24 protein-coding genes are annotated in these 21682 nt (G+C 31.2%); 4 read left to right on the plus strand and 20 right to left on the minus strand.

The window, feature by feature from the left end:
* Positions 1-43: 43 nt before the first annotated feature.
* Together ACQ65T_RS08665 and ACQ65T_RS08670 are read right to left on the minus strand one after the other, a co-directional pair.
* Positions 44-463 carry a thiol-disulfide oxidoreductase DCC family protein gene (locus tag ACQ65T_RS08665; RefSeq protein ID WP_430400683.1) on the minus strand — a complete coding sequence of 140 codons (420 nt, stop codon included), beginning with the start codon at positions 461-463 and terminating at the stop codon, positions 44-46.
* A 13-nt stretch (positions 464-476) separates the two neighbouring features.
* Positions 477-2645 carry an endonuclease MutS2 gene (locus ACQ65T_RS08670; RefSeq protein WP_430401350.1) on the minus strand — a complete coding sequence of 723 codons (2169 nt, stop codon included), beginning with the start codon at positions 2643-2645 and terminating at the stop codon, positions 477-479.
* Between the two features lie 83 nt (positions 2646-2728).
* Here ACQ65T_RS08670 and ung point away from each other — a divergent pair, with 83 nt between their 5' ends.
* The gene (gene ung / locus ACQ65T_RS08675) at positions 2729-3394 is read left to right on the plus strand and encodes a uracil-DNA glycosylase (RefSeq protein ID WP_430400684.1); all 666 of its coding nucleotides are present in this window, start codon (positions 2729-2731) and stop codon (positions 3392-3394) included.
* 6 nt (positions 3395-3400) lie between these two features.
* On the opposite strand, the gene ACQ65T_RS08680 is transcribed toward ung, so the two are convergent.
* From ACQ65T_RS08680 to ACQ65T_RS08720, 9 genes are all read right to left on the minus strand, one after another.
* Entirely contained in the window at positions 3401-4333 is a 933-nt protein-coding gene (locus ACQ65T_RS08680) for a transglutaminase (protein ID WP_430400685.1), read from the minus strand.
* Positions 4334-4360: 27 nt separating this feature from the next.
* Positions 4361-5206: a substrate-binding domain-containing protein gene (locus ACQ65T_RS08685; protein WP_430400686.1), complete on the minus strand. Its 846-nt coding sequence runs from the start codon at positions 5204-5206 to the stop codon at positions 4361-4363.
* A 3-nt stretch (positions 5207-5209) separates the two neighbouring features.
* Positions 5210-5743 carry a GNAT family N-acetyltransferase gene (locus tag ACQ65T_RS08690; protein WP_430400687.1) on the minus strand — a complete coding sequence of 178 codons (534 nt, stop codon included), beginning with the start codon at positions 5741-5743 and terminating at the stop codon, positions 5210-5212.
* Positions 5744-6121: a VOC family protein gene (locus ACQ65T_RS08695; RefSeq protein ID WP_430400688.1), complete on the minus strand. Its 378-nt coding sequence runs from the start codon at positions 6119-6121 to the stop codon at positions 5744-5746. It abuts the gene before it with no gap.
* The gene (locus ACQ65T_RS08700; protein WP_264558682.1) at positions 6122-6661 is read right to left on the minus strand and encodes a DUF1003 domain-containing protein; all 540 of its coding nucleotides are present in this window, start codon (positions 6659-6661) and stop codon (positions 6122-6124) included.
* An 80-nt stretch (positions 6662-6741) separates the two neighbouring features.
* Positions 6742-7608 carry a nucleoside phosphorylase gene (locus ACQ65T_RS08705; RefSeq protein WP_430400689.1) on the minus strand — a complete coding sequence of 289 codons (867 nt, stop codon included), beginning with the start codon at positions 7606-7608 and terminating at the stop codon, positions 6742-6744.
* A gap of 21 nt (positions 7609-7629) precedes the next feature.
* Positions 7630-7962 (minus strand): translation initiation factor, encoded by a 333-nt coding sequence (locus ACQ65T_RS08710; RefSeq protein WP_430400690.1) that lies wholly within the window; start codon positions 7960-7962, stop codon positions 7630-7632.
* A gap of 143 nt (positions 7963-8105) precedes the next feature.
* Positions 8106-8504, minus strand: a complete 399-nt coding sequence (locus tag ACQ65T_RS08715; RefSeq protein WP_430400691.1) for a GxxExxY protein — start codon at positions 8502-8504, stop codon at positions 8106-8108.
* Between the two features lie 154 nt (positions 8505-8658).
* Positions 8659-9612 carry an isopenicillin N synthase family dioxygenase gene (locus ACQ65T_RS08720; protein ID WP_430400692.1) on the minus strand — a complete coding sequence of 318 codons (954 nt, stop codon included), beginning with the start codon at positions 9610-9612 and terminating at the stop codon, positions 8659-8661.
* Positions 9613-9823: 211 nt separating this feature from the next.
* On the opposite strand from ACQ65T_RS08720, the gene ACQ65T_RS08725 reads away from it, so the two are divergent.
* From ACQ65T_RS08725 to ACQ65T_RS08735, 3 genes are all read left to right on the plus strand, one after another.
* Positions 9824-11800 carry an alpha-ketoacid dehydrogenase subunit alpha/beta gene (locus ACQ65T_RS08725; RefSeq protein WP_430400693.1) on the plus strand — a complete coding sequence of 659 codons (1977 nt, stop codon included), beginning with the start codon at positions 9824-9826 and terminating at the stop codon, positions 11798-11800.
* A gap of 296 nt (positions 11801-12096) precedes the next feature.
* Positions 12097-13143 (plus strand): hypothetical protein, encoded by a 1047-nt coding sequence (locus tag ACQ65T_RS08730; protein WP_430400694.1) that lies wholly within the window; start codon positions 12097-12099, stop codon positions 13141-13143.
* A 223-nt stretch (positions 13144-13366) separates the two neighbouring features.
* Entirely contained in the window at positions 13367-13984 is a 618-nt protein-coding gene (locus tag ACQ65T_RS08735) for a matrixin family metalloprotease (protein WP_430400695.1), read from the plus strand.
* A gap of 6 nt (positions 13985-13990) precedes the next feature.
* Here the strand turns inward: ACQ65T_RS08735 and ACQ65T_RS08740 are convergent, their stop codons facing one another.
* The 9 genes from ACQ65T_RS08740 to ACQ65T_RS08780 all read right to left on the minus strand — a co-directional run bounded on the left by ACQ65T_RS08740 (position 13991) and on the right by ACQ65T_RS08780 (position 21681).
* A complete protein-coding gene (locus ACQ65T_RS08740) occupies positions 13991-14281 on the minus strand; it encodes a chaperone modulator CbpM (RefSeq protein ID WP_264558690.1) in 291 nt (96 codons plus the stop codon).
* A 4-nt stretch (positions 14282-14285) separates the two neighbouring features.
* Positions 14286-15182, minus strand: coding sequence for a DnaJ C-terminal domain-containing protein (locus ACQ65T_RS08745; RefSeq protein WP_430400696.1), 897 nt, complete (start codon positions 15180-15182; stop codon positions 14286-14288).
* A gap of 141 nt (positions 15183-15323) precedes the next feature.
* On the minus strand, positions 15324-16073 hold the full coding sequence (locus ACQ65T_RS08750; protein WP_430400697.1) for a maleate cis-trans isomerase family protein: 750 nt from the start codon (positions 16071-16073) through the stop codon (positions 15324-15326).
* A gap of 146 nt (positions 16074-16219) precedes the next feature.
* Positions 16220-16543: a GIY-YIG nuclease family protein gene (locus ACQ65T_RS08755; RefSeq protein WP_430400698.1), complete on the minus strand. Its 324-nt coding sequence runs from the start codon at positions 16541-16543 to the stop codon at positions 16220-16222.
* 49 nt (positions 16544-16592) lie between these two features.
* A complete protein-coding gene (locus ACQ65T_RS08760) occupies positions 16593-17501 on the minus strand; it encodes a fumarylacetoacetate hydrolase family protein (RefSeq protein WP_430400699.1) in 909 nt (302 codons plus the stop codon).
* 78 nt (positions 17502-17579) lie between these two features.
* A complete protein-coding gene (locus tag ACQ65T_RS08765) occupies positions 17580-18689 on the minus strand; it encodes a cupin domain-containing protein (RefSeq protein ID WP_430400700.1) in 1110 nt (369 codons plus the stop codon).
* A 2-nt stretch (positions 18690-18691) separates the two neighbouring features.
* Entirely contained in the window at positions 18692-19672 is a 981-nt protein-coding gene (locus tag ACQ65T_RS08770) for a carbon-nitrogen hydrolase family protein (RefSeq protein ID WP_430400701.1), read from the minus strand.
* Positions 19673-19674: 2 nt separating this feature from the next.
* The gene (locus ACQ65T_RS08775) at positions 19675-20100 is read right to left on the minus strand and encodes an acyl-CoA thioesterase (RefSeq protein ID WP_430400702.1); all 426 of its coding nucleotides are present in this window, start codon (positions 20098-20100) and stop codon (positions 19675-19677) included.
* Complete coding sequence (locus ACQ65T_RS08780; protein WP_430400703.1) at positions 20101-21681, minus strand: AMP-binding protein; 1581 nt, start codon at positions 21679-21681, stop codon at positions 20101-20103. It abuts the gene before it with no gap.
* Position 21682: the final 1 nt, after the last annotated feature.

Here is a 21682-nt window from a genome sequence, read left to right on the forward strand (position 1 = left end):
TAACAAATGTATAATCTTCAATTAAAATTTAAAATGATATTTATCATAAAAATTTAGCTTTTAATTCGGGAGTTGGAATCATACATGCTTCTTTTTTTCCATACCATTTATAACGATTTTTTGCAACATAATCGTAAATAATATTTTTAATACTATTTGGAATAAAGTTTAAATAACCCAATAAAGAGTATATTCCTGATAAGTTTTTAGCAATTGTAAGAGCTGCTTCAGCTTTATACGAATAGGATAATCCAGGTTCGTAAAGAATTATAGAATCAATTTTTGAAGTATCAACTCCAATGTGTTTAATTATTTTTTGTCCTAATTCAGACTGAATAGCAACAAATCTAAAAACGTCTTTTTTATCGTGTTTGTAAATAAATTGTACTGATGCATCACATAAATTACAAACACCATCAAATAGAATTATTTTTTTATCAACTGGTAAATTTTCAATTTCCATAATGTATTATTTGTTATTTAGGTTGAACGTATTCTAATTCGTCTAAACTTACTTTTGAAGTAAAAATGCCATAATTTACAGTAGCTTTTTTCTTTTCAATTTTATCAATAGTACCAACGGCTTTACCGTCATTCATTCGAACTCTATCACCAACTTTTAAAACAACTTTCGGCTTATTTTCTTCTTCAATTTTTGCTTTTATCTTTTTTTCTTTCTTTTCAACCCTAATTTCTTCAACTTTGACTTTAATTTCTTCAATAATTACCTTTTCTACTTTCTCTTTAACTTTTTTCTCCTTAGCGGTAAGTTTCTTTCGTTTTGAATTTTCTATTTCAACAATCTTTAAAACTTCAGCCATTAAAGTTTTTTTATTTTTAGAATTAAAATACTTTTCAGAAAGATCATCAATCTTTTGTCCTAAATAAACCAATCGTTGATTAGCATCATAAACTTCTTGATAACGCTCTAATTTTTCTTGAATTTTAGCATTAATTGTTTCCATTTTTATGTTTTCTTCTCTCGCTTTAGTTTCTTCTTCCTTAAGATTTTGAGAAGTCTTCTCCAGTTTTGATCTTTCTTTTTGAAGCGTAGCAATTGTTTTATCAAAACGAACTTTTCCTTTTTCTATTTTTTTCTTCGCTCTATTGATTAATCCAAATGGAATTCCGTTTTTCTGAGCTACTTCAAATGTGAATGAACTACCAGCTTGCCCTAAATGTAATTTATATAATGGCTCTAAAGACCTTTCATCAAATAGCATATTTGCATTAATAGCAAATGGTAATTCGTTGGCTAATATCTTTAAATTACTGTAATGTGTCGTTATAATCCCGAAGGCTTCACGAGCATAAAATTCTTCTAAAAATGTTTCTGCTAAAGCACCACCCAACTCAGGATCTGAACCTGTACCGAACTCGTCAATTAAAAACAACGTTTTTGAATTACATTTTTTTAAGAAATAATTCATATTCTTTAACCTATAACTATAGGTACTTAGGTGATTTTCAATAGATTGATTGTCTCCAATATCGGTTAAAATTCTGTCGAATAAAAAAGTTTCACTTCGTTCATGTACCGGAATTAAAATTCCACATTGTAACATTAATTGTAATAACCCGATGGTTTTCAGGGTAATACTTTTTCCGCCAGCATTTGGACCAGAAATAACAATTATTCGACCTTCATTGTTTAATTCAATAGTTTGAGGATACGTTACGGTGTTTTTTGCTTTATTGTTTATATATAAAATAGGGTGAAAAGCCTCTCTAAAAAATAATCGCTTTTCTTGAGTAATTGTTGGTAGAATTCCATTAATAGTGTTTGCATACTTAGCTTTTGCAGCAATAACATCAATATCGCTTAAAAACTCTTGATAATCCTTTAAAGTTTCTCTAAATGGTCTTATTTCGTTTGTTAATCGTTTTAAAATACGTATAATCTCTTCACGCTCTTCATATTCTAATACGTTTAACTCTCTAGAATATCTTAGTGTTGCTTCAGGCTGAATATAGGCTATACTTCCTGTTTTTGAATTTCCTAAAATGCTTCCTTTAACTTTTTTACGATACATAGCTAAAACCGCTAAAACTCTTCGGTTTTCAACTACACTTTCTTTTATATCATCTAAATATCCAGCTGAATTATATTGACTCAAAGCTAAACCAAAACTTTGATTTATTTTTCCACGAACCAATTGGATACTTTTTCTAATGTTTAATAAATCGGGTGAAGCATTGTTTTTTAATTCACCATATTTATCAAAAACGATATCAATTTTTTCTAAAATATATTTACATTGTTCAACTTCAGCAGATTTTAAATATAAAGTAGGGTAATATTCTTCAAATTTCTTTAAGAATTTAAGCAATTGTATAGCCGTATCCGTTATAGCTGCTATTTTTTTAAAACTTATCTGTTCAAGAAAACTATCTTCAATTTTAAGAAACTTTAATTCATGAGAAATTTCCTCAAAACCATGATTTGGTATTGCATTGTTATTGGTAAAAGAGGCTAAATATTCAGATGTATGATGTAGTTCCCTAATTAAAGTCTCTTGGTCTTTAAAAGGTTTAATTAGAAGTGTTTTTTGGTTGCCAATATCAGTATTACATTTACTTGAAATGGTTTCTAAAATGGTATTGAATTCTAAATCTTGTAGCGTTTTTTCGGTAACTGAAATCATTGGTCTGATAATATGATTCAAAGTTACGAACCTTATAAGTTTTATTCCTAAAGATTTTTATATTTTTGAGGAAATTTTAACCTATGTTTGAAACTATTCCTTCAGAATGGAAAAATCTACTCAATTTAGAATTTGAAAAACCCTATTTTATTCAATTAGAAGAGAATGTTTATGCTGAATATGAGAACTTTACTTGTTTTCCGCCAAAAGAACTGATTTTTAATGCTTTTAATTTATGTTCTTTTGATGATTTAAAAGTTGTGATTATAGGTCAAGATCCTTATCATGGAGTTGGTGAAGCAAATGGTTTGTGTTTTTCGGTGAATGATAATGTAAAAATTCCTCCTTCGTTGAGAAATATTTATACTGAAATTAATGCTGATTTAAATCGAATTATGTTGCCAACATCTGGCAATTTAGAACATTGGGCAAAACAAGGTGTTTTATTGCTTAATGCAACTTTATCCGTAAGAAAAGACGAAGCAAACAGTCATAAATATTTAGATTGGCAAAAATTTACCGATGCTGTTATACAAAAAATTTCAGATGAAAAGGAACATGTAGTTTTTTTACTTTGGGGAAGTTTTGCCCAAAAGAAAATAAAGTTCGTTGATGAAAGTAAACACTTTGTTTTACAATCTGGTCATCCTTCTTTCGCACATTCTCATAAAAAATGGTTTAACAACAATCATTTTAGTAAAACAAATAATTATTTGATAAATAATAGTTTAGATGCGATTGATTGGTAGTTTACTTTAATTAAAAGTTAACTCACCAAGAATCTCTTCTTTCATAAATGGTCCTCCAGGAAAAGTTGCAGTGTAATCAAGATTTAACCAAATTTTGCCTCTCTCGTCAATATGATAATGAATTTCTCTGTTTTTACTTTCTTCAATAAATAAAACTTCTTTAATTAGGTAAACTGCAGTCTCTAAATCGTTTTTATCGCCAATAAGCATTTCAGGATACATGTGTCCACCTGTATGAATTATTCTTGGAGTTCCACCAATAGCTTTTATACAAGCTGACATTAGTATAGCATGATCATCACAATCACCTGAAAAATGTTGAATACTTTCAGATGCAGCGGCTATGTATTCTTGACCTTTTGGATCATTTACATAATTCCAGCGTTGTTTTATTTCTTTAAAAACTGCAAAACACTGAATTAGTTTTCTGTCTTTTGCATGGCCTTTGATGTCTTTAAAGTGTTTTGTGGTTGCATATAATGCAAAATTTCGAACTTTTGGATTGGTAAAATTTACGGCATCAATAATTTTTGATTTATTAGGGAATGGCAATAATTTAGAAATAATTAAATCTTGTGGATGTGGATCTTCTTGCATTGAATATATCATGGAACGATAATCTTCAAAAACGCGTTGAAAGCCATATTCTCCAAATAATGTTCCGTAAATAAGTGTAATTATATAGAAAAATATACAAATTACAATTATTGTTTTTAATGTTCTTAAAATGAGTTGAATAAGAATTAATATTCCTATAAAAATAAAAATTCGATCTAAGTTTATTGGCCAATTAAATTCAATAATATTATGATGAACAATTAAAAAGGTTGGAATGGCTATAAGGATATTCAATATGAATATAACAACATTATCCCAAGGCTTTGGTAATGAAAGCTTTTCTTTAAGTTTGGCAAAAGAAATGGGATTGATTTTATTCATTGTGTTTAAAACGATAAAAATAAGTATTTATTTAGCTATAGTTTCAAACGGAACTGTTTTTTCAATAATATTTAACGAATGTAATTGTTCTTGTACTTTGTTAAGTGTTTTTTTATCAATTTGTTTTTGTGACCAATGGGTTAAAGACAACCATTCTTGTATGTCTTCAATTTTCTGATTGTATTTTGAAGCCAACATTCTATCGATACTAGGAATCATTTTAAATTCTGAAGTTGTAGCGTTTATTATTTCTAATATTTGGTCTATAACATGAGGATACTTTTCTAAAACTTCATTTCGAACAGCAATAACAAAACAAGGCCAAGGAGTAGGGCAGTCGGCTATTCTCCTAAATATTCCGTTATCTACTAATGGTTTAGTCATAAAACGTTCCCACATAAAATAATCCGCTTTTTTATTCGTCAAAGCTTCAACTGCTCCGTCAATAGTGTTTACAATTTCGAATTCTAATTTAGAAGTGTCCCAGTTTTGATTTTGCGCATTTACAAAACTCATTAAATGTGAGCCTGAACCAAAACGAGAAATCGCTGCTTTTTTATCTTTTAAATCTTCAAGAGTTTTAAAATTAGAATTTGCTGCCACGTGAATTCCCCAAATAAGTGGACTTTTTACATAAATTTGAACAATCTTAGAATCATTTCCAGCAATAATATCTTTTACAATTCCTTCAGTTAAAATTACAGCTATGTCAGTTTCTTTATCTCGAAGCATTTGACACATTTTACCAGTACCTTCTGGAACATCTGTCCATTGTAAATCAATTCCAACTTCTTCAAATTCACCATTTTCTATGCACATGTGCCATGGTAAATTAAAATGTTCAGGAACTCCAGCTATTTTTATTGTTTTCATTACTTATTTTCTTGTGTTTTTCATTTGCCACCATTTCCATGGAGCTCCGTGTTCATCTATATAATCTTCCATGAATTTCATACCACATTTACTCAAAACATGATTAGAAGCACCGTTTTCTGCATGCGTATAAGCATTCATTACGTCAATATGCATCTTATTAAAACCATGTTCTATCCAAGCTTTTGATGCTTCAGATGCATAACCTTTATTCCAAAATTTTTCATTTAATCGATAACCGTAATCATAGAAATTAGTGTTTCCGTTTTCTATGTGATCATCGATATATTTAATTCCTGTCCAGCCAATTAACTCTCCAGTTTCTTTAAGAATAGTTGAGAAACGTCCAATATTATTTCTTTCATACTGACTACGAACCATTTCAATATAATTATGAATTTCTTCAATAGTTGTAAATGGTTTGTTCCAAAGGTATTTATGAACATTTGGATTAGAATCCATTTCAAATAAAGCTTCTGCATCTTCATGACGCATTTCTCGCATTATAAGTCTATCTGTTTCAAGGATTAAATTCATTTATCTGCATTTTAAATTTGATATTATAACTCGATAACCATCTGGATCTAAAATCATTTTTCCGTTTTCATTCCAATAAGGATTTTTTGCTTTAATGATTGAAATATTTTGTTTCTGAATATTTTCAAGTAATTGATTGTATTCGTTTATTTTTTCAGGATAAAATACAATAATATCATCTTCATTATAATTAAACTCAACAACTTCATTTGATGTTGTAAACTCTAAATGCCAATCTGTATTAGGTTTTCCTATGAAAAATCCATCATATAAATTGTGGTTTTCAAAACTACCTAAGACTTCAAAACCTAAAACTTTATTGTAAAAGGTTTTTATTTTTTCTAAATCATTTGTATGTCTGGCAATTCTAAATTTCATTTATTTTGAATCTAATTTTTTTTGCAATTTTTTCAACATTTCAAGTTGTTCAGCTTGACTTTTTATTAGCATTTGAATTTGTTCTTCTAGTAATAAATCAACTTTTTGATGTAAACTTCTTAATTCTAATTCAGCTTTTAAATTAATTAAATAATCATTTTCGCTTCGTTTCCTGTCTTTTTCTTCCTGACGGTTTTGGCTCATCATAATAATTGGCGCTTGAAGAGCGGCAATACACGATAAAATCAAATTCATTAAAATGAAAGGATAAGGGTCAAATCGTAAAGATAGTATGGCAACAGTATTGAATAGAATCCATATAAATAAAATAATTGCAAATAATATTATAAATTTCCAACTTCCTCCAAAACTAGCTACTTTATCAGATATTTTTTGACCTTTTGTTATTACTTCTTCTGGTTGATGTAATAAATTATCAACCATTAGTTTCTCTTCTTCAAACGTTTGTTTTACAATGTTTTGAAGTTTTAACAATTGCTCTTTTTCAGAGTTTAGTAAATTTTTTGAGGATTTATCCATTGTTATTTTATTTAGAAAACAGATTAATGAAATTGGAGATTTTAAAATTATATCAGTTTCTTAGATCTAAATTTTTACTTTTATTCAGCTAATTTATCTAAAGCATAAGCAATTAATTCATCAACAGCTTTGTATGGATCAGCGCTAAAATTTCCTGTTGCTCTGTTAGCAATAATGGCATTTAAAGATAAACATTCGTGACCTAGTAATTTTCCTAAACCATAAATGGCTCCAGTTTCCATTTCTAAATTGGTCATTTTTGTTCCTTTATAGTTAAAACTGTCCATTTTTCTATTCAAATCATTGTCTTGAATTTCTAAACGCAATACTCTTCCTTGTGGTCCATAAAAACCTCCAGCGGTTCCTGTAAAACCTTTGTAAATTTTATCGCTTTCAAATATTTTTTCTAACTTTTCACTTCCTTTAATTACATAAGGACGTCCTTTTCTTAAATCCCAATTGGTTTGATTAATGAATGCATCTTCAATTTCAATTTCAGAAATATCATCAATTAAATAGGAGCGAAGCATGTTATCTAAACCTAATCCGTATTGACTCATTACAAAGCTATCGCAAGGAATATCTGCTTGCAAAGAACCTGAAGTACCAATACGAATAATGTTTAACGATGTTAAGTTTTGCTTTGGTTTACGCGTCTCTAAGTCGATATTAACTAAAGCATCTAATTCGTTCATTACTATATCGATATTGTCTGGACCAATTCCGGTTGACATGACTGACATTCTTTTGCCTTTGTACATACCTGTTTGAGTTTTGAATTCTCTTTTTTGAGTAGAAAATTCAATAGAATCAAAATGTTTAGTTATTTTTTCTACACGATTTTGATCTCCTACAAAGATAATATCATGTGCAATGTTTTCTGGTTTTAAATTCAAATGGTAAACACTTCCATCTGGATTTAATATTAATTCTGATGATTTAATCATTTTTATTTATTTTAATTATTCTTATCCTCCAACACGCTTGGTTTTAAAACCTTTATCTTGAAGAATTTTCATTATTTTATCTCTATAATCTCCTTGAATGATGATTTCACCTTCTTTAAAACTTCCGCCAACAGCTAATTTGCTTTTGATTTCTTTGGCTAAAAGTTTAAAATCTTCATCTTCGCCTTCGTAGCCAGAAATAATAGTGGTTGGTTTTCCTTTTCTCTTTTCATATTTACAAATCATAGGTTCTTTTTGAACGAATAATTCGTGTTCAGCATCATTAACTATTTCAGGTTCAGTTGAAGGTTCATGATCTGGAAAGAGTTTTTTTAATTGTTCGCTTAAGTCCATATTTTTATTGAACGCTGATTTAACAGATTCGCTTACGCGAAACGCTTATTAATACTGATTTTTTTATTGTTTTCAAATATTTTCTTTAATGTAAAATGTTATTTGAACGCTGATTTAACAGATTTGCTTACGCGAAACGCTAATTAATATTGATTTTTTCTTAGTTTTCTTTTATTTTCAAATACTTTTCTTCTAAATTCTGGCTTTTTTCCAAAATTCAATAATAATCCTACTTCACAGTCTGTACCTCTCAAATAGTTGAGAAGTTGATTTTCGAATGCTTCTACTATACATTCGGCTGCTTTTAATTCTAGTATTACGGTATTGTTTACAATAATATCTGCATAATAATCTCCTACGTTTTCCCCTTTATAATAAACTTTAATCTTTTCATTAGAAGTTACTTCTAATCCTTTATTCTTTAATTCAATGAGTAGAGCGTTTTGGTAAACTTTTTCAAGAAAGCCATAGCCTAGTTCATTATAAACGTCGTAGAATGTTTTTAAAATTAACGATGTTAATTCATTATGTAATAAGTGCATATAATAATTATTAAAATCTGCGTTTTACGAAGTAAATCCGTTTTATCCGCGTCCTATTTGGCGTATATTATTTATTTAATCTGTGTTCAACACTAAAAAGCAAAAAGACATCAAGATAAACTCAATGTCTTTTCTTTATATTATAAAATTAAATTTATTTTTTAATCAATCCTAATTCTACTAATCTTTCATGTAAAAATTCACCTGCTGTAATGTCTTCAAATCCTTTTGGATTATTTTTATCAATACATTCTGGTAGACAGTTTAACGACATGTCGCTAACTGGATGCATGAAAAATGGAATCGAAAAACGTGATGTTCCCCATAATTCTCTTGGTGGGTTAACCACTTGGTGAATCGTAGATTTTAATTTGTTGTTCGTATGTCTAGATAACATATCACCAACATTAATCATCATTTCATCCGGTTCTGCAATAGCATCAATCCAATCACCGTTATGGTTTTGCACCTGTAATCCTTTTCCTTGAGCACCCATTAATAAAGTAATCAGGTTAATGTCACCATGAGCAGCAGCTCTTACGGCACCTTCTTTTGGTTCATCAGTGATAGGTGGGTAGTGAATAGGACGTAAAATACTATTTCCGTCTTTAATAAATTTATCAAAGTAGAATTCATCTAAACCAATATGAATGGCCAATGCTCTTAAAACATAAACACCGGTTTTTTCAATCAATTGATAGGCTTCTTTACCTACCGAATTAAATTTAGGCAATTCTTTTACTTCAACATTATCTGGGTATTCTCCAGCGTATTTTGAACCTTCTGAAACATATTGTCCAAAGTGCCAAAACTCTTTTAAATCTCCAGCAGAACGACCTTTGGCATGTTCTTTACCAAAAGAAACGTAACCTCTTTGTCCGCCAATACCAGGAATTTCATACTTTTCTTTAGTCTCTAATGGTAAATTGAAGAAATTTCTAACTTCACTATACAAATCTTCAACTAACTTGTCATCTAAAAAATGACCTTTTAATGCTACGAAACCAATTTCTTCGTAGGCTTTTCCGATTTCATTTACAAATTTTTGTTTACGTGCCGGATCATCCGACAGGAAATCACGTAAGTCAACACTAGGAATTTTTTGCATTATATTACATTTTGTTAATAACTTACAATAGGTTTAATACCTACTTAGAACAAAAGTAATTAAATATTTTTAATTGAAAATATGAAAGTTGTTAACATTATAAAAATCTAGTTTAAAGCTGTTTATATTTATTGATATTTTTTTTATAACAATACGCTTTGAAAATGTTATTTTTCATACATTTGGTACCAAATTAAAAGCACTCATTTTTATGAATTTTGACAGACAAGATTTAACAAACGAACAGTTATTAGATTTATACAAGAAATTATTAAAGCCAAGGCTTATTGAAGAAAAAATGTTGATTCTTTTACGTCAAGGTAAAGTTTCAAAATGGTTTTCTGGAATAGGGCAAGAAGCTATATCAGTTGGTATTACTTCGGTTTTAGATAAAGATGAGTACATTTTACCAATGCACCGTAACTTAGGTGTATTTACAACAAGAGAGATTCCTTTACACCGTTTATTTTCGCAATGGCAAGGAAAAAAGACTGGATTTACAAAAGGTAGAGACAGAAGTTTTCACTTTGGAACACAAGAGTTTAAATTGGTTGGAATGATATCGCATTTAGGTCCGCAATTAGGTGCTGCAGACGGAATTGCTTTAGCCAATAAATTAAAGAAAAACGGAAAAGTAACCGCAGTGTTTACTGGTGAAGGAGCAACTTCAGAAGGAGATTTTCATGAAGCCTTAAATATTGCTGCAGTATGGGATTTACCTGTGTTATTTGTAATTGAAAACAATGGTTATGGACTTTCAACTCCTACAAACGAACAATATCGTTGTGAAAACCTTGCCGATAAAGGTGTAGGTTTTGGTATGGAAAGCCATATAGTTGATGGAAACAATATATTAGAAGTAGTAAACTTAATTTCTAAATTAAAAGCTTCTATGGTTGATAATCCTCGTCCGGTTTTACTAGAGTTTAAAACGTTTAGAATGCGAGGACACGAAGAGGCGAGTGGTACAAAATATGTTCCGCAAGAGTTAATGGACATGTGGGCTGAAAAAGATCCTATTGAAAACTTTAAAGAATTCTTACTTAGAACTAACGTTTTAAACGACGAAACAGATACGCAATACAGAGCAGCAATTAAAGCAGAAATAGACGAACATTGGGCAATTACACAAGGTGAACCAGATGTTGTTGCTGATTTAACTGAAGAGTTAAATGACATGTATGAACCTTATGATTTTGAAGAGTTTACACATTCTAAAGAAGTTGAAAACATACGTGTAGTTGATGCTATTTCTAATGCATTAAGACAATCGATGGAACGCCATGATAACTTAGTTATTATGGGACAAGATATTGCCGAATATGGTGGTGCATTTAAAATTACAGATGGTTTTGTAGATGCTTTTGGAAAAGAAAGAGTTCGTAATACGCCAATTTGTGAAAGTGCTGTAGTTTCTGCTGCAAACGGACTTTCTATTAACGGTCATAAAGCCATTATGGAAATGCAATTTGGAGATTTCGTTTCTACAGGATTTAACCCAATTGTCAACTTATTAGCAAAACAACACTACCGTTGGAATGAAAAAGCCGATGTAGTTGTGCGTATGCCATGTGGTGGAGGAACTCAAGCAGGACCTTTCCATTCGCAAACAAACGAAGCTTGGTTTACCAAAACACCAGGTTTAAAAGTAGTTTATCCTGCCTTTCCATATGATGCAAAAGGTTTGTTGAATACAGCAATTAACGATCCAAACCCTGTTATGTTCTTTGAACACAAACAATTATACAGAAGCATTTACCAAGATGTTCCTGTAGATTACTATACGATTCCTTTTGGAAAAGCCTCTTTAATTAAAGAAGGAAATAAAGTAACGATTATTTCGTTTGGAGCAGGAATACACTGGGCTTTAGATACATTGAATAAAAACCCTGAAATTTCAGCAGATTTAATCGATTTAAGAACCTTACAGCCTTTAGATGTTGAAACTATTTACGCTTCTGTAAAGAAAACCAATAAAGTAATTATTTTAACAGAAGATACCTTATTTGGTGGTGTGGCAAGTGATATCTCTGCAATGATTATGGAAAACTGTTTTGAACATTTAGATGCACCAGTAAGAAGAGTAGGAAGTTTAGAAACGGCTATTCCATTTGTAAAAGCATTAGAAGACCAATATTTACCTAAAGTTCGTTTTGAAGAGCAATTAAAAGAACTATTGGCGTATTAATAACGTCCATTCGAGTGCTTTTTGTGAAGTAAAACGGAACAAAAAGTGTATCGAGAATAGTTTTTAATGAATAATAAAAAGAGTTTCCCATTAGGAAGCTCTTTTTTTATTGCTTAATATTTAGTATTTGTTGAAAACATAGCTTAAAATAGGTGTTTTGTAAGTATTTGGAATACTTTTTTATTAAATTTGAAAAAATATATGTTTACCTTCTTAATAGCGGGTATACAGAAGTTAGCAGCAAATGTAAAAGACGACAGGAGAATTCGAGAAATAGTTGAATAAAAAAAATGACAATGAAAAAAGAATATAAAACAGAAACCTTAGAAATGATATTAAAGAACTTAAGTTTATTTATTTTAATACTAATTAGTCTCTCTTTGCTGGCTTGTAACAAAGACGAGAACAGCATAGCCGACCCATCTTTAGAACTTAATGCTGGTTATAAATATGTCAAAATTCCAAAAAATGCGCAAGACAGTATTATGGTTGCAATATGGTATCCTACTCTTGATGAAGAAAATAATTATAACTATAATACGGCATCATCAGGTTTAATCGTAAAGGGAAAGGTTTCAAATAATGGTTCAGAAATAAATGAAAATCATCCTGCAATTATTTTTTCACACGGATTTTCTGGTGGTGGCATAGGCTCTGTTGAAATTTGCGAAGCACTTGCTCGTGCAGGATTTTATGTTTTTGCACCAGACCATAGCGATGCAGTTATGTCGGTGAGAATTCAAGGTCAATCAAACGGTACATTAGATGAAGCACTCGATTACCTAGACAACAATCCCTTCGGAAATGGAGAAAACTTTGGATATCGAGTTTCCGAATTGCAATCGGTTATTGATTTCGTTAATACTTCAAGTTTCAAAGTTGACAAATCTAAAATAATATTGGGCGGACACTCTATGGGTGGATGGACAGTAATGAAAGTTAGGAATGAAGGATTTTATCCAAAAGCAATGTTCTTTTTTTCAATGGGAGAATTAAACTGGCTTTACAATCAAAACAGATATTTTGAAGCAAGCACTTTTCAAAGTATTGACTTCCCGACTGCATATTTTTATGGTGGTGCAGAATATGGTCAGGTACTATCAGCAGGTTTAGGAAATGTTTATGCAGCCTATTGCTTTACTCATTCGCCAAGTCCAAGTTATGGTTTGCTAGTAAAACAAGGAAATCATTTTACATACAATTCACAAGCAGTTGCTCCTGGCTCATTTGGTAACAATGAACAAAATACTGCAATTAATTTCAGACTTATCAACTTTTTAAATAAGCACGTTAAAGGTCAAAACATAGTTATAACGAATGAACCAGAAGATGTAACAAAATGATATGTTGAAGTAAAATTATGCAAAATGACAAACAAAAGAAAAACATCAGCTGCTAACAGGCGTTTGGCAAAAAAGCGGGTTCAGTGGTTAATTGAGCATTCTACCTCGTATCAAGTTTTGTGCTGGGTTGACAGTTAAGTGCTTCGATATCCGCTTCTTCGCCAAGCGCCAAAACGTTAAATATTGTCGCTTCTACTATATATTTGAAAAAACCATACAATCAATGCCAAAATACTATATTTTACTTTTTATAGTTGTATGTTTTTCTTGCCAAAAGAAAATATCAAAAGATACTACAGTTGCTATACAACCTTATGCAGGTTTTTCACAAGTTAAAACAGATTCTTTAGCACAATTAGTTGAAGACTTTTATAAGGTTTCTGTAGAAGTTTTAGAACCAAAAGAAATGTACAAATCGGCATTTATTACTACAAAATCACCACGTTATAGAGCCGACAGTATCATTAAATTTCAGCGAAGCGATTTAGAAAAATATGATTTCATTCTTGGCTTAACCAATAAGGATATTTCTACCACAAAAAGAGACAAGAATGGAGCTGTAAAAGAACCTAAATACAAATACCAAGATTGGGGAATAATGGGTCTTGCGTATTGTCCGGGCAACAGTTGTATCATTTCTTCCTTTCGTTTAAAACATAAAAACGAAGCAAAATATTTTACTAGATTGAAGAAAGTTACCATTCACGAATTTGGACATAATTTAGGCTTACCGCATTGTCCTGATAAAAAATGTGTAATGACTGATGCTGTTGAAAGTATTAAAACTATTGATAATGCAGAATTAAGCTTGTGTAAAAGGTGTGATTCAAAATGGAATTAAAATAATTTATTCATACAAACCTAATCGATTCTTTAAGTAATTGATTTCACTAAGAAGTTGATTTTCTTTTTCTTGTAAGTTTAAAATAATTTCAATTCCTTCTTTATTGATGTTTAAATCGTTATGTAAACGTATTATTTTTTCAATATAAGCTAATTGATTTTTATCTAGATATTTATGTTCTTGATGTACTATGGTTTCAATAAGTCCAAATTCTTCCAAATCATGTATTAAATTGATTTCAATTTGACATTCTTTACAAAATACATCTACAATAATTAATTCTTGTGTTTCCATATTTTTATTTTTTGGCAGCTTTAGCTAATTCATTGAATAATTCTGTTTCTTTATCTGATAGATTGGTTGGAATGGTAATGTTATAGGTTACATATAAATCGCCAAATTGATTTTCTTTTTTGTAAACAGGAAAACCTTTACCTTTTAAACGAACTTTAGTTCCGTTTTGAGTTCCAGGTGCGACTTTTAGTTTTAATTTTGATTGGTTAAAATCAGAAATTGTTACGTCTCCACCTAAAACAGCAGAATACAAATCTAAATCGTGTGTAAGAAATAAATCATTTCCAACGCGTTTAAATTGAGTTGTATTTAAAATTGAAAAAGTAATATATAAATCACCATTCGGACCTTTATTAACTCCTGGTCCGCCATAACCATTTATTTTAATAGTTTGTTGATCTTCAATTCCGGCAGGAACAGTTATTCTAATACTTTTTCCGTTAACCGAAAATTCTTTTTTATGAGTAGTATAAGCTTCTTTTATGTCAATTTGTAATTGCGCCTGAATATCATGTCCGCGATATTTGCCTTGAGTTCTTCCTCCAGCACCTTGATTCCCAAACATTGAAGAAAAATAATCTGAAAAATCTTCGCCACTAAAACTTCCACCTCCATACGATTGTTGCCCTGTATTTTGCTGTTGCCTTTGTTGTTGGTATTTTTCGTGTTCTTCTCCATGTTCCCAATCCTTACCATACTTATCGTATTTCTTTCTTTTTTCGGGATTGCTCAGCACTTCATTAGCTTCGTTAAGCTGTTGAAACTTTGCTGATGCATCTTTATCATTGGGATTAATATCGGGATGTAATTTTCGAGCTAATTTTCTGTAGGCTTTTTTTATTTCATCACTTGTTGCATTTTTAGTAATGCCAAGAACTTTGTAGTAATCAATAAATTCCATAAAATTTCATTTAACTTATAGCGTTAAATTGCTCTTATAAATTTACAAAAAAAAAGCTATAACTTTCCTTAAGATAGTTATAACTTTTTGATTTTATTTAATGAAAAAATATTTAGTTAAAAATAATTAAATATGTTTGATTTAATATTTTCCGCTTAGTAATTCTCCACCAATTGCTGATTTAGCTTCAATTCCAATTTTCTTCATCATTTCATAGGTTGTACAAACCGCAGCAGAAGTTACTGGTATACCTATTTCTTTCTGAATTTGATCAATTGCTTCCAAAGAAGGCATTTGTACGCAAGCTGAAACCACTAAAACATCTATTCCAGTCAAATCCAATTGCTTGTAAATTTCTAATAAATTCAAAGGATTTTGTGCTGCAACTTCTAAATTATCTGGTATTTCAAGTGCAATACTTTCTTTTACTTCAATTCCTTGGTTTTCGATATAATCTACCACCATATCCGTTAACGGACGCATATATGGTGTAATTATGGATATTTTTTTAGCACCTAATACTTTTAAACCATTAATCAAAGCTCCAGCAGAAGTTACAATAGGAGTAGGGAAGTCATTTGCAACCGTTTCATGATGTAAATTTACTTCCGAAACACAATGATAACCGCGTCCCATACTCATAATAGCTACTAAACATGCATAACCCATTACGTCTACATGTGCATCAGATAATTCTTGTGCACATTTTAGACTCATGGCATCCATGGCTTCTAATTCTTCTTTCGTTACTTTTTTCATTCGCATTCTACTGCTATGAAAAGTAAAGCGTTCTGGAAGTATTGTTTCCCTTGAACGGAATATTGCTGGAATTTCGGTTTCCATTGTCACATTCGAAGATGGAACTATTTGACCTATTCTGTATTTTTTCATTTTTTATGTATTTTTATGTCACCCTGAGCGCAGTCGAAGGGCTTTTTATTTAAATGCTTATTTTTATTGTCTCTCGACTGCGCTCGGGAAGACATCCTAACGACCTAGTTATAAATAACTACGACTACGCTCGGGATGACATAGTATTAATCTACTTTATTTGGGTTATAATCTGAATGTGTTGCATTTCTGCATTCCGCTAATGTTTGTAATAAATCAAAATCATCTTTAATTAAGGCTTCCTTTTTAACTTTTGACCATTTTTTTAATTTCTTCTCAAAATAAATAGCTTGATTAGGCTCTGTAAATTCTTGATAAAATTCTAAAACAACTGGTCTTCTTTTATAAGTATAAGCATTTGGCAACATACCATCATTGTGCTCATTTACTCTTCTTTCTAAGTCGTTTGTAATTCCAGTGTATAATGAATCATCACTACATCTTAGGATATATACATAATAGAATTTCATAATAACCTAAATTAAAAGTCCCTCGACTGCGCTCGGGATGACAGAAAAATTAAATCTCTTTAACCGTATTTACAATTGTTCCAATATTTTGAACCGTGCATTCAACCTCATCACCGTCTTTTAACCATTCTTGCGGATTTCTTCCGGCACCAACACCAGCAGGTGTTCCAGTTGCAATTATATCTCCAGCTTCTAATGTAAAAACGGTACTTAAATCTTCAATTAAATCATTGATATTGAACAACATAAATTGTGTGTTAGAATTTTGTTTTTCAACACCATTCACTTTTAAAGATAAATTCAAATTATGTGGATTTTCGATTTCGTCTTTAGTCACTAAAATTGGCCCCATTGGCGCAAAAGTATCTTGTCCTTTAGAAACAATCCATTGTCCAGAACGACGACAATCACGTGCAGAAATATCATTGATTACGGTATAACCAAAAATATAGTCCATTGCATCTGCTTTAGGAACATATTTACCTCTTTTTCCCATTACAACAGCTAATTCCACTTCCCAATCTAATTGGTTAGTCAATTTTCTATTCAATAAGATTTCAGTATTAGTTGCTGTAACCGTTGTAGGTGGTTTTGAAAAAATTACCGGTTGCTGTGGTAATTCGTTAGAAGTATCTAATGTTCTTGCGCTCTCCGCAACGTGTTCTGTGTAATTTAAACCAATTCCAATGATGTTTTTTCTTGGGTAAGGAATAGGCGCTAAAATGGTAATTTCGTCCATTGCATAGCTAATTTGATTCAATTGTTTTTCAGTAGTATCTTCAATTAAATCATTTATTTCAGCAATTACTTCAAATCCCATATCAATTAATTCTAACATGTCATTTGGTAAAGGAAAATTGGATACATCTCCAAAGTCTTCCATATCAATAACTTGTTTGTTGTGAATAAATCCTAATCTTGGTTCTGAGGTTTCTGTTTTATACGTAAGTAGTTTCATTATTTTTTAAGTTTTTCCCTCGACTGCGCTCGGGATGACAAATTTATTTATTTGAATTGATTTTTGCTCTTGAAATTGTTATTGTATTTTTTGAAATCCGTTGTTTTCAGTATAAGCCTGTTCTTGGTATAAACCTAGTTTTTCTATAACAGGTAAATCGTTGAATGAGAATAATACTGCATCTTCAGTGTCTGATAGATTTACATGCTCATGATTCATCCATGAAGGAACACAGAATATATCTCTTTCTTTCCAGTCAAAACGTTTTCCGTTAATGATTGAGTATCCTTTTCCTTTTGCACATTGGTACACAAATGATCCAGTGTGTTTATGTGCTTTCGTGTGTTCGCTTGGTCGCAATAATTGAATGGAAGCACCCATAGTTTGCATTACATGTCCGCCAGAAAGTGGATTTGAATATTGCATGATTATTCCATCATAAGGAGAACCCTCGTTTACTTTTGCAGCTTCTAATAAAGCTGGATACACTTTTGACCAAGAATATTTAAAAAGAGGCGAGTAGGGTTTATCCCAAACTACATCTGCAGGAACAACACCAGCTCCTCCATAAGATAATGGAGAATAATTGATTGGTTTAACCAACGGTTGTGTACCATCAAAAACAGCATAATCATTTGCTTCTAATGCATTTACTAATGGAATATCTAATCCATCTTGCCATATACATGTTTTTCCGCTTTCTTCTACACCATGTTCGTGCCAAGTAGAATTGGGAGTAATCACGAAATCATTGACTTCAAGCATTATTTTATTTCCATCAACAACTGTATATCCACCAGAACCTTCCATAATGAAACGTAGGGCAGAAGCTTTGTGTCTGTGTGCCGAAGTAAATTCGCCTGGACGTGTAACTTGAATTCCGGTATACAACCAACCCACAGCAGCTGAAACATCTTTACGTTTATCGTTTACCAAATAAACAACGCGCCTTCCTGCTTGTTCTGGAGTAACTAATTCAGAAGATTTTAAAACTAAAGGTCGTAAATCTTCGTATTTCCATAACATTGGAATAGAAGAAGGTTTTGGTTCCCAAGGCTCTATATCATTGGCAACTGTCCAAAGTGCTCCAGCTCCTAACTTTTCTAAATCCTTATAATAAGCTTCTAGTTCAGGTGTGGTTTGAACTCGAGCTCTTCCGTATTGATCGTCAGATTGATTTTCGTTCATGATTATCTTTTATTGAATTCTTCGTGACTATTAACAAAGGTAATATTTTTTGTAGGAGCAATGTTTACGCGTAAATCGAAAATATCAAAACGATTGTAATGTCCTAATATATCGTGCATCTGCTTTGGCTGAATACATTTAGCCAAATCAATATCTGCATAAATCATACCTTCTTCATCAATTAACGGTTCGCCAATTACAGCACCATTTGGACCAATAAACCCAGAAAAAGCAGAATTTTTACGTGTTAGCAATTCCTCTACATTGGGAACATCGGGTTTCAATGCATCCATAATTTCTTTTGAAATGGTAGAACACGAAACTATTGTAAACAATTTTCCTTCAAATGAATGCGCTGCAGCACGAATTTTAATAGCTTCCGCCATATTATAATCAGCCGGAGCAACAGGAAGTGAAATATAATTGGCAATATGAATCAATTCGCCTTGCGTTAATAAAGTATAGCGTGCTAAAGTATTTGTGTTTTCTCCACATGCTAATGTTCCAATTGGACCAACTTCTGTATCGTACACTTTTAAAGAAGAACCATCTCCAGAAGACCACGTCAATTTTTCAGCCCATGTTGGCACCAGCTTTCTGTGTTTTCCAATGATAACTCCTTTATTGTCAATAATTAAATTGGTATTGTAAATTTCGCCGTAGCTTTTACCACGTTCATTAATTCCAATAACAATTTGAATATCGTTGTCTTTTGCAGTTAAGCAAAGTCTTTTAATATCTGGACCATTTACATCTACTGAAGCTTTGTATAATTCTTCATACCATTTACTTCCTTGAACAGGTGTTATAATCCAGTTCCAATAAGGATAACCGGCTACAAAAACTTCTGGAAAGGCAATGATTTTGGCTCCGTTATTTGCAGCTTCTTTTACAAAAGTAATGGCTTTATCAATAGTCTTTTCAACATTTAAGAAAACCGGTGAAGTTTGTACGGTTGCTGCTTTAAATTTTTTGAATTCCATATTTATTTAATTATGAATTTTTCTATTTTTTGTTTCATTTCGTCATTAAAAGGTTCCGCTTTAATATTGTTTCTATCTTCAGCGAAAGCAACATTGACCAAAGTAACTTCACCTTCTAAACAAGTTTTTCCATTTTCATCTTCAAATTGAAATCCGCAAAGAATAGAAGCACCACCAAGGTTTTTAATCCAAAGTTTTTTAGTTAGAATTTCTCCTAAACGAGCTGCTTTTTTAAATTGCACTTTTAAATCAACGGTTGGAATACCGTTTGTCTCGTGCATTTTAGAAAAAGGTCGGTCTAAAGCTTCTTCAAACCAATCTTCAACTAAACAGTTAAGCATTTCTAAAAATCGTGGATAGAAGACAATTCCAGCATAATCTACATGTTGGAAACGTATTTTTTCTTGTTTTATAAAGTAATTACTCATTTATTTTAATTTAAATCGTTGAATTTTTCCTGTTTCTGTTTTTGGTAAATATTCCATAAAATTAATTATTCTTGGGTATTTATATGGAGCTGCAGTTTCTTTAAACCAATTTTGAATTTCATGTTTTAATTCGTCAGAAGCTTTAGATTTGTCTTTTAGAACAATATTTGCACAAACTAACATTCCTCTATTTTCATCGGGAAGTCCAACTACAGCACACTCTAAAATAGATTCATGCGTTAAAAGTACAGATTCCACTTCAATAGCCGCAATATTATATCCAGAAGAAATAATCATATCATCTCCACGTGCAACAAACCAAAAATAACCATTTTCATCTTGTTTAAAAATGTCTCCAGTTATATTCCATCCGTTTTGAACGTATTCTTTTTGTTTTTCTTCTCTGTTTAAGTATTTACAACCTGTAATTCCTTTCACGGCCAATTTCCCAGGAGTATTTCTCAATACTTCATTACCATTATCATCTACTATTTTTGCTTCGTAACCGTTTATTGGTAAACCAGTTGCACCAGGTTTCATGTTTTCTTCATTTGAAGAAATAAAAATATGCAATAATTCCGTTGCTCCAATTCCATCGATAATTTTTAAACCTGTTGCATTGTACCAATCTTCCCACACTGCAATTGGCAAAGTTTCGCCTGCAGAAACACATTTTCTTAGACTTGAAACATCATATTCATTTATTTTAGTCGTCAATACACGCCAAGCAGTAGGAGCAGTGAAACAAATTGTGACTTTGAAATCTTGAATTGCTTTTAAAAGTAAATCTGGACTTGGTTTTTCTAATAAAAAGGAAGAAGCACCAAAGTACATTGGGAATAAAACCAAGCCTCCTAATCCAAAAGTAAATCCTAACGGCGGACTTCCAATGAATATGTCTTTAGGTGTTGGTTGTAAAGAATAATTTGGAAATGCTTCGCAAATGTTTAAAATATCGCTATGAAAATGTGCTGTCATCTTCGGAATTCCGGTTGTGCCAGAAGTAAATCCAATTAATGCAACATCATCCGATTTTGAGTTATAATTAGTAAAAGAAGTTGGTTTTGAGGCCATTTTATCTTCTAAATCACTATTTCTGTAGAAACTTTTGTGTTTTAAATAATCTGATTCTACTAGATTCATTTCTTCTGCTAAGTCACTATCGCATAAAGCAATTGAAATTTTAGCACAATCTATAATAGTAGTCAATTCTTTCGCGCGAAGTAAGGGCATAGTTGCCACGACAATTCCTCCAGCTTTAATTATGGCAAACCAACATGCAACCATCATTGGGTTATTTGCTGAACGTAGTAAAACACGATTTCCAGAAACCAAACCTAAATCATCAACTAAAACATGTGCAATTTGATTGGCTTTTTCATACAAATCATTATAAGTCCATGTTTCTTCGAATGTACGAATACAGATTTTATCACCATTTCCGTTTTCAATATGAAAATCCAACAATCGATTTACACAATTAAGCATTTCAGGTTGCTGAAATTGAGATGATTCTAATAAATAGTCAGGTTGTAATTCCTTACTTGGTAAATGTTTATATGTAAAATTATCTTTATACATA

The organism is Flavobacterium sp., from assembly GCF_965284515.1.
Classification (GTDB): Bacteria; Bacteroidota; Bacteroidia; order Flavobacteriales; family Flavobacteriaceae; genus Flavobacterium.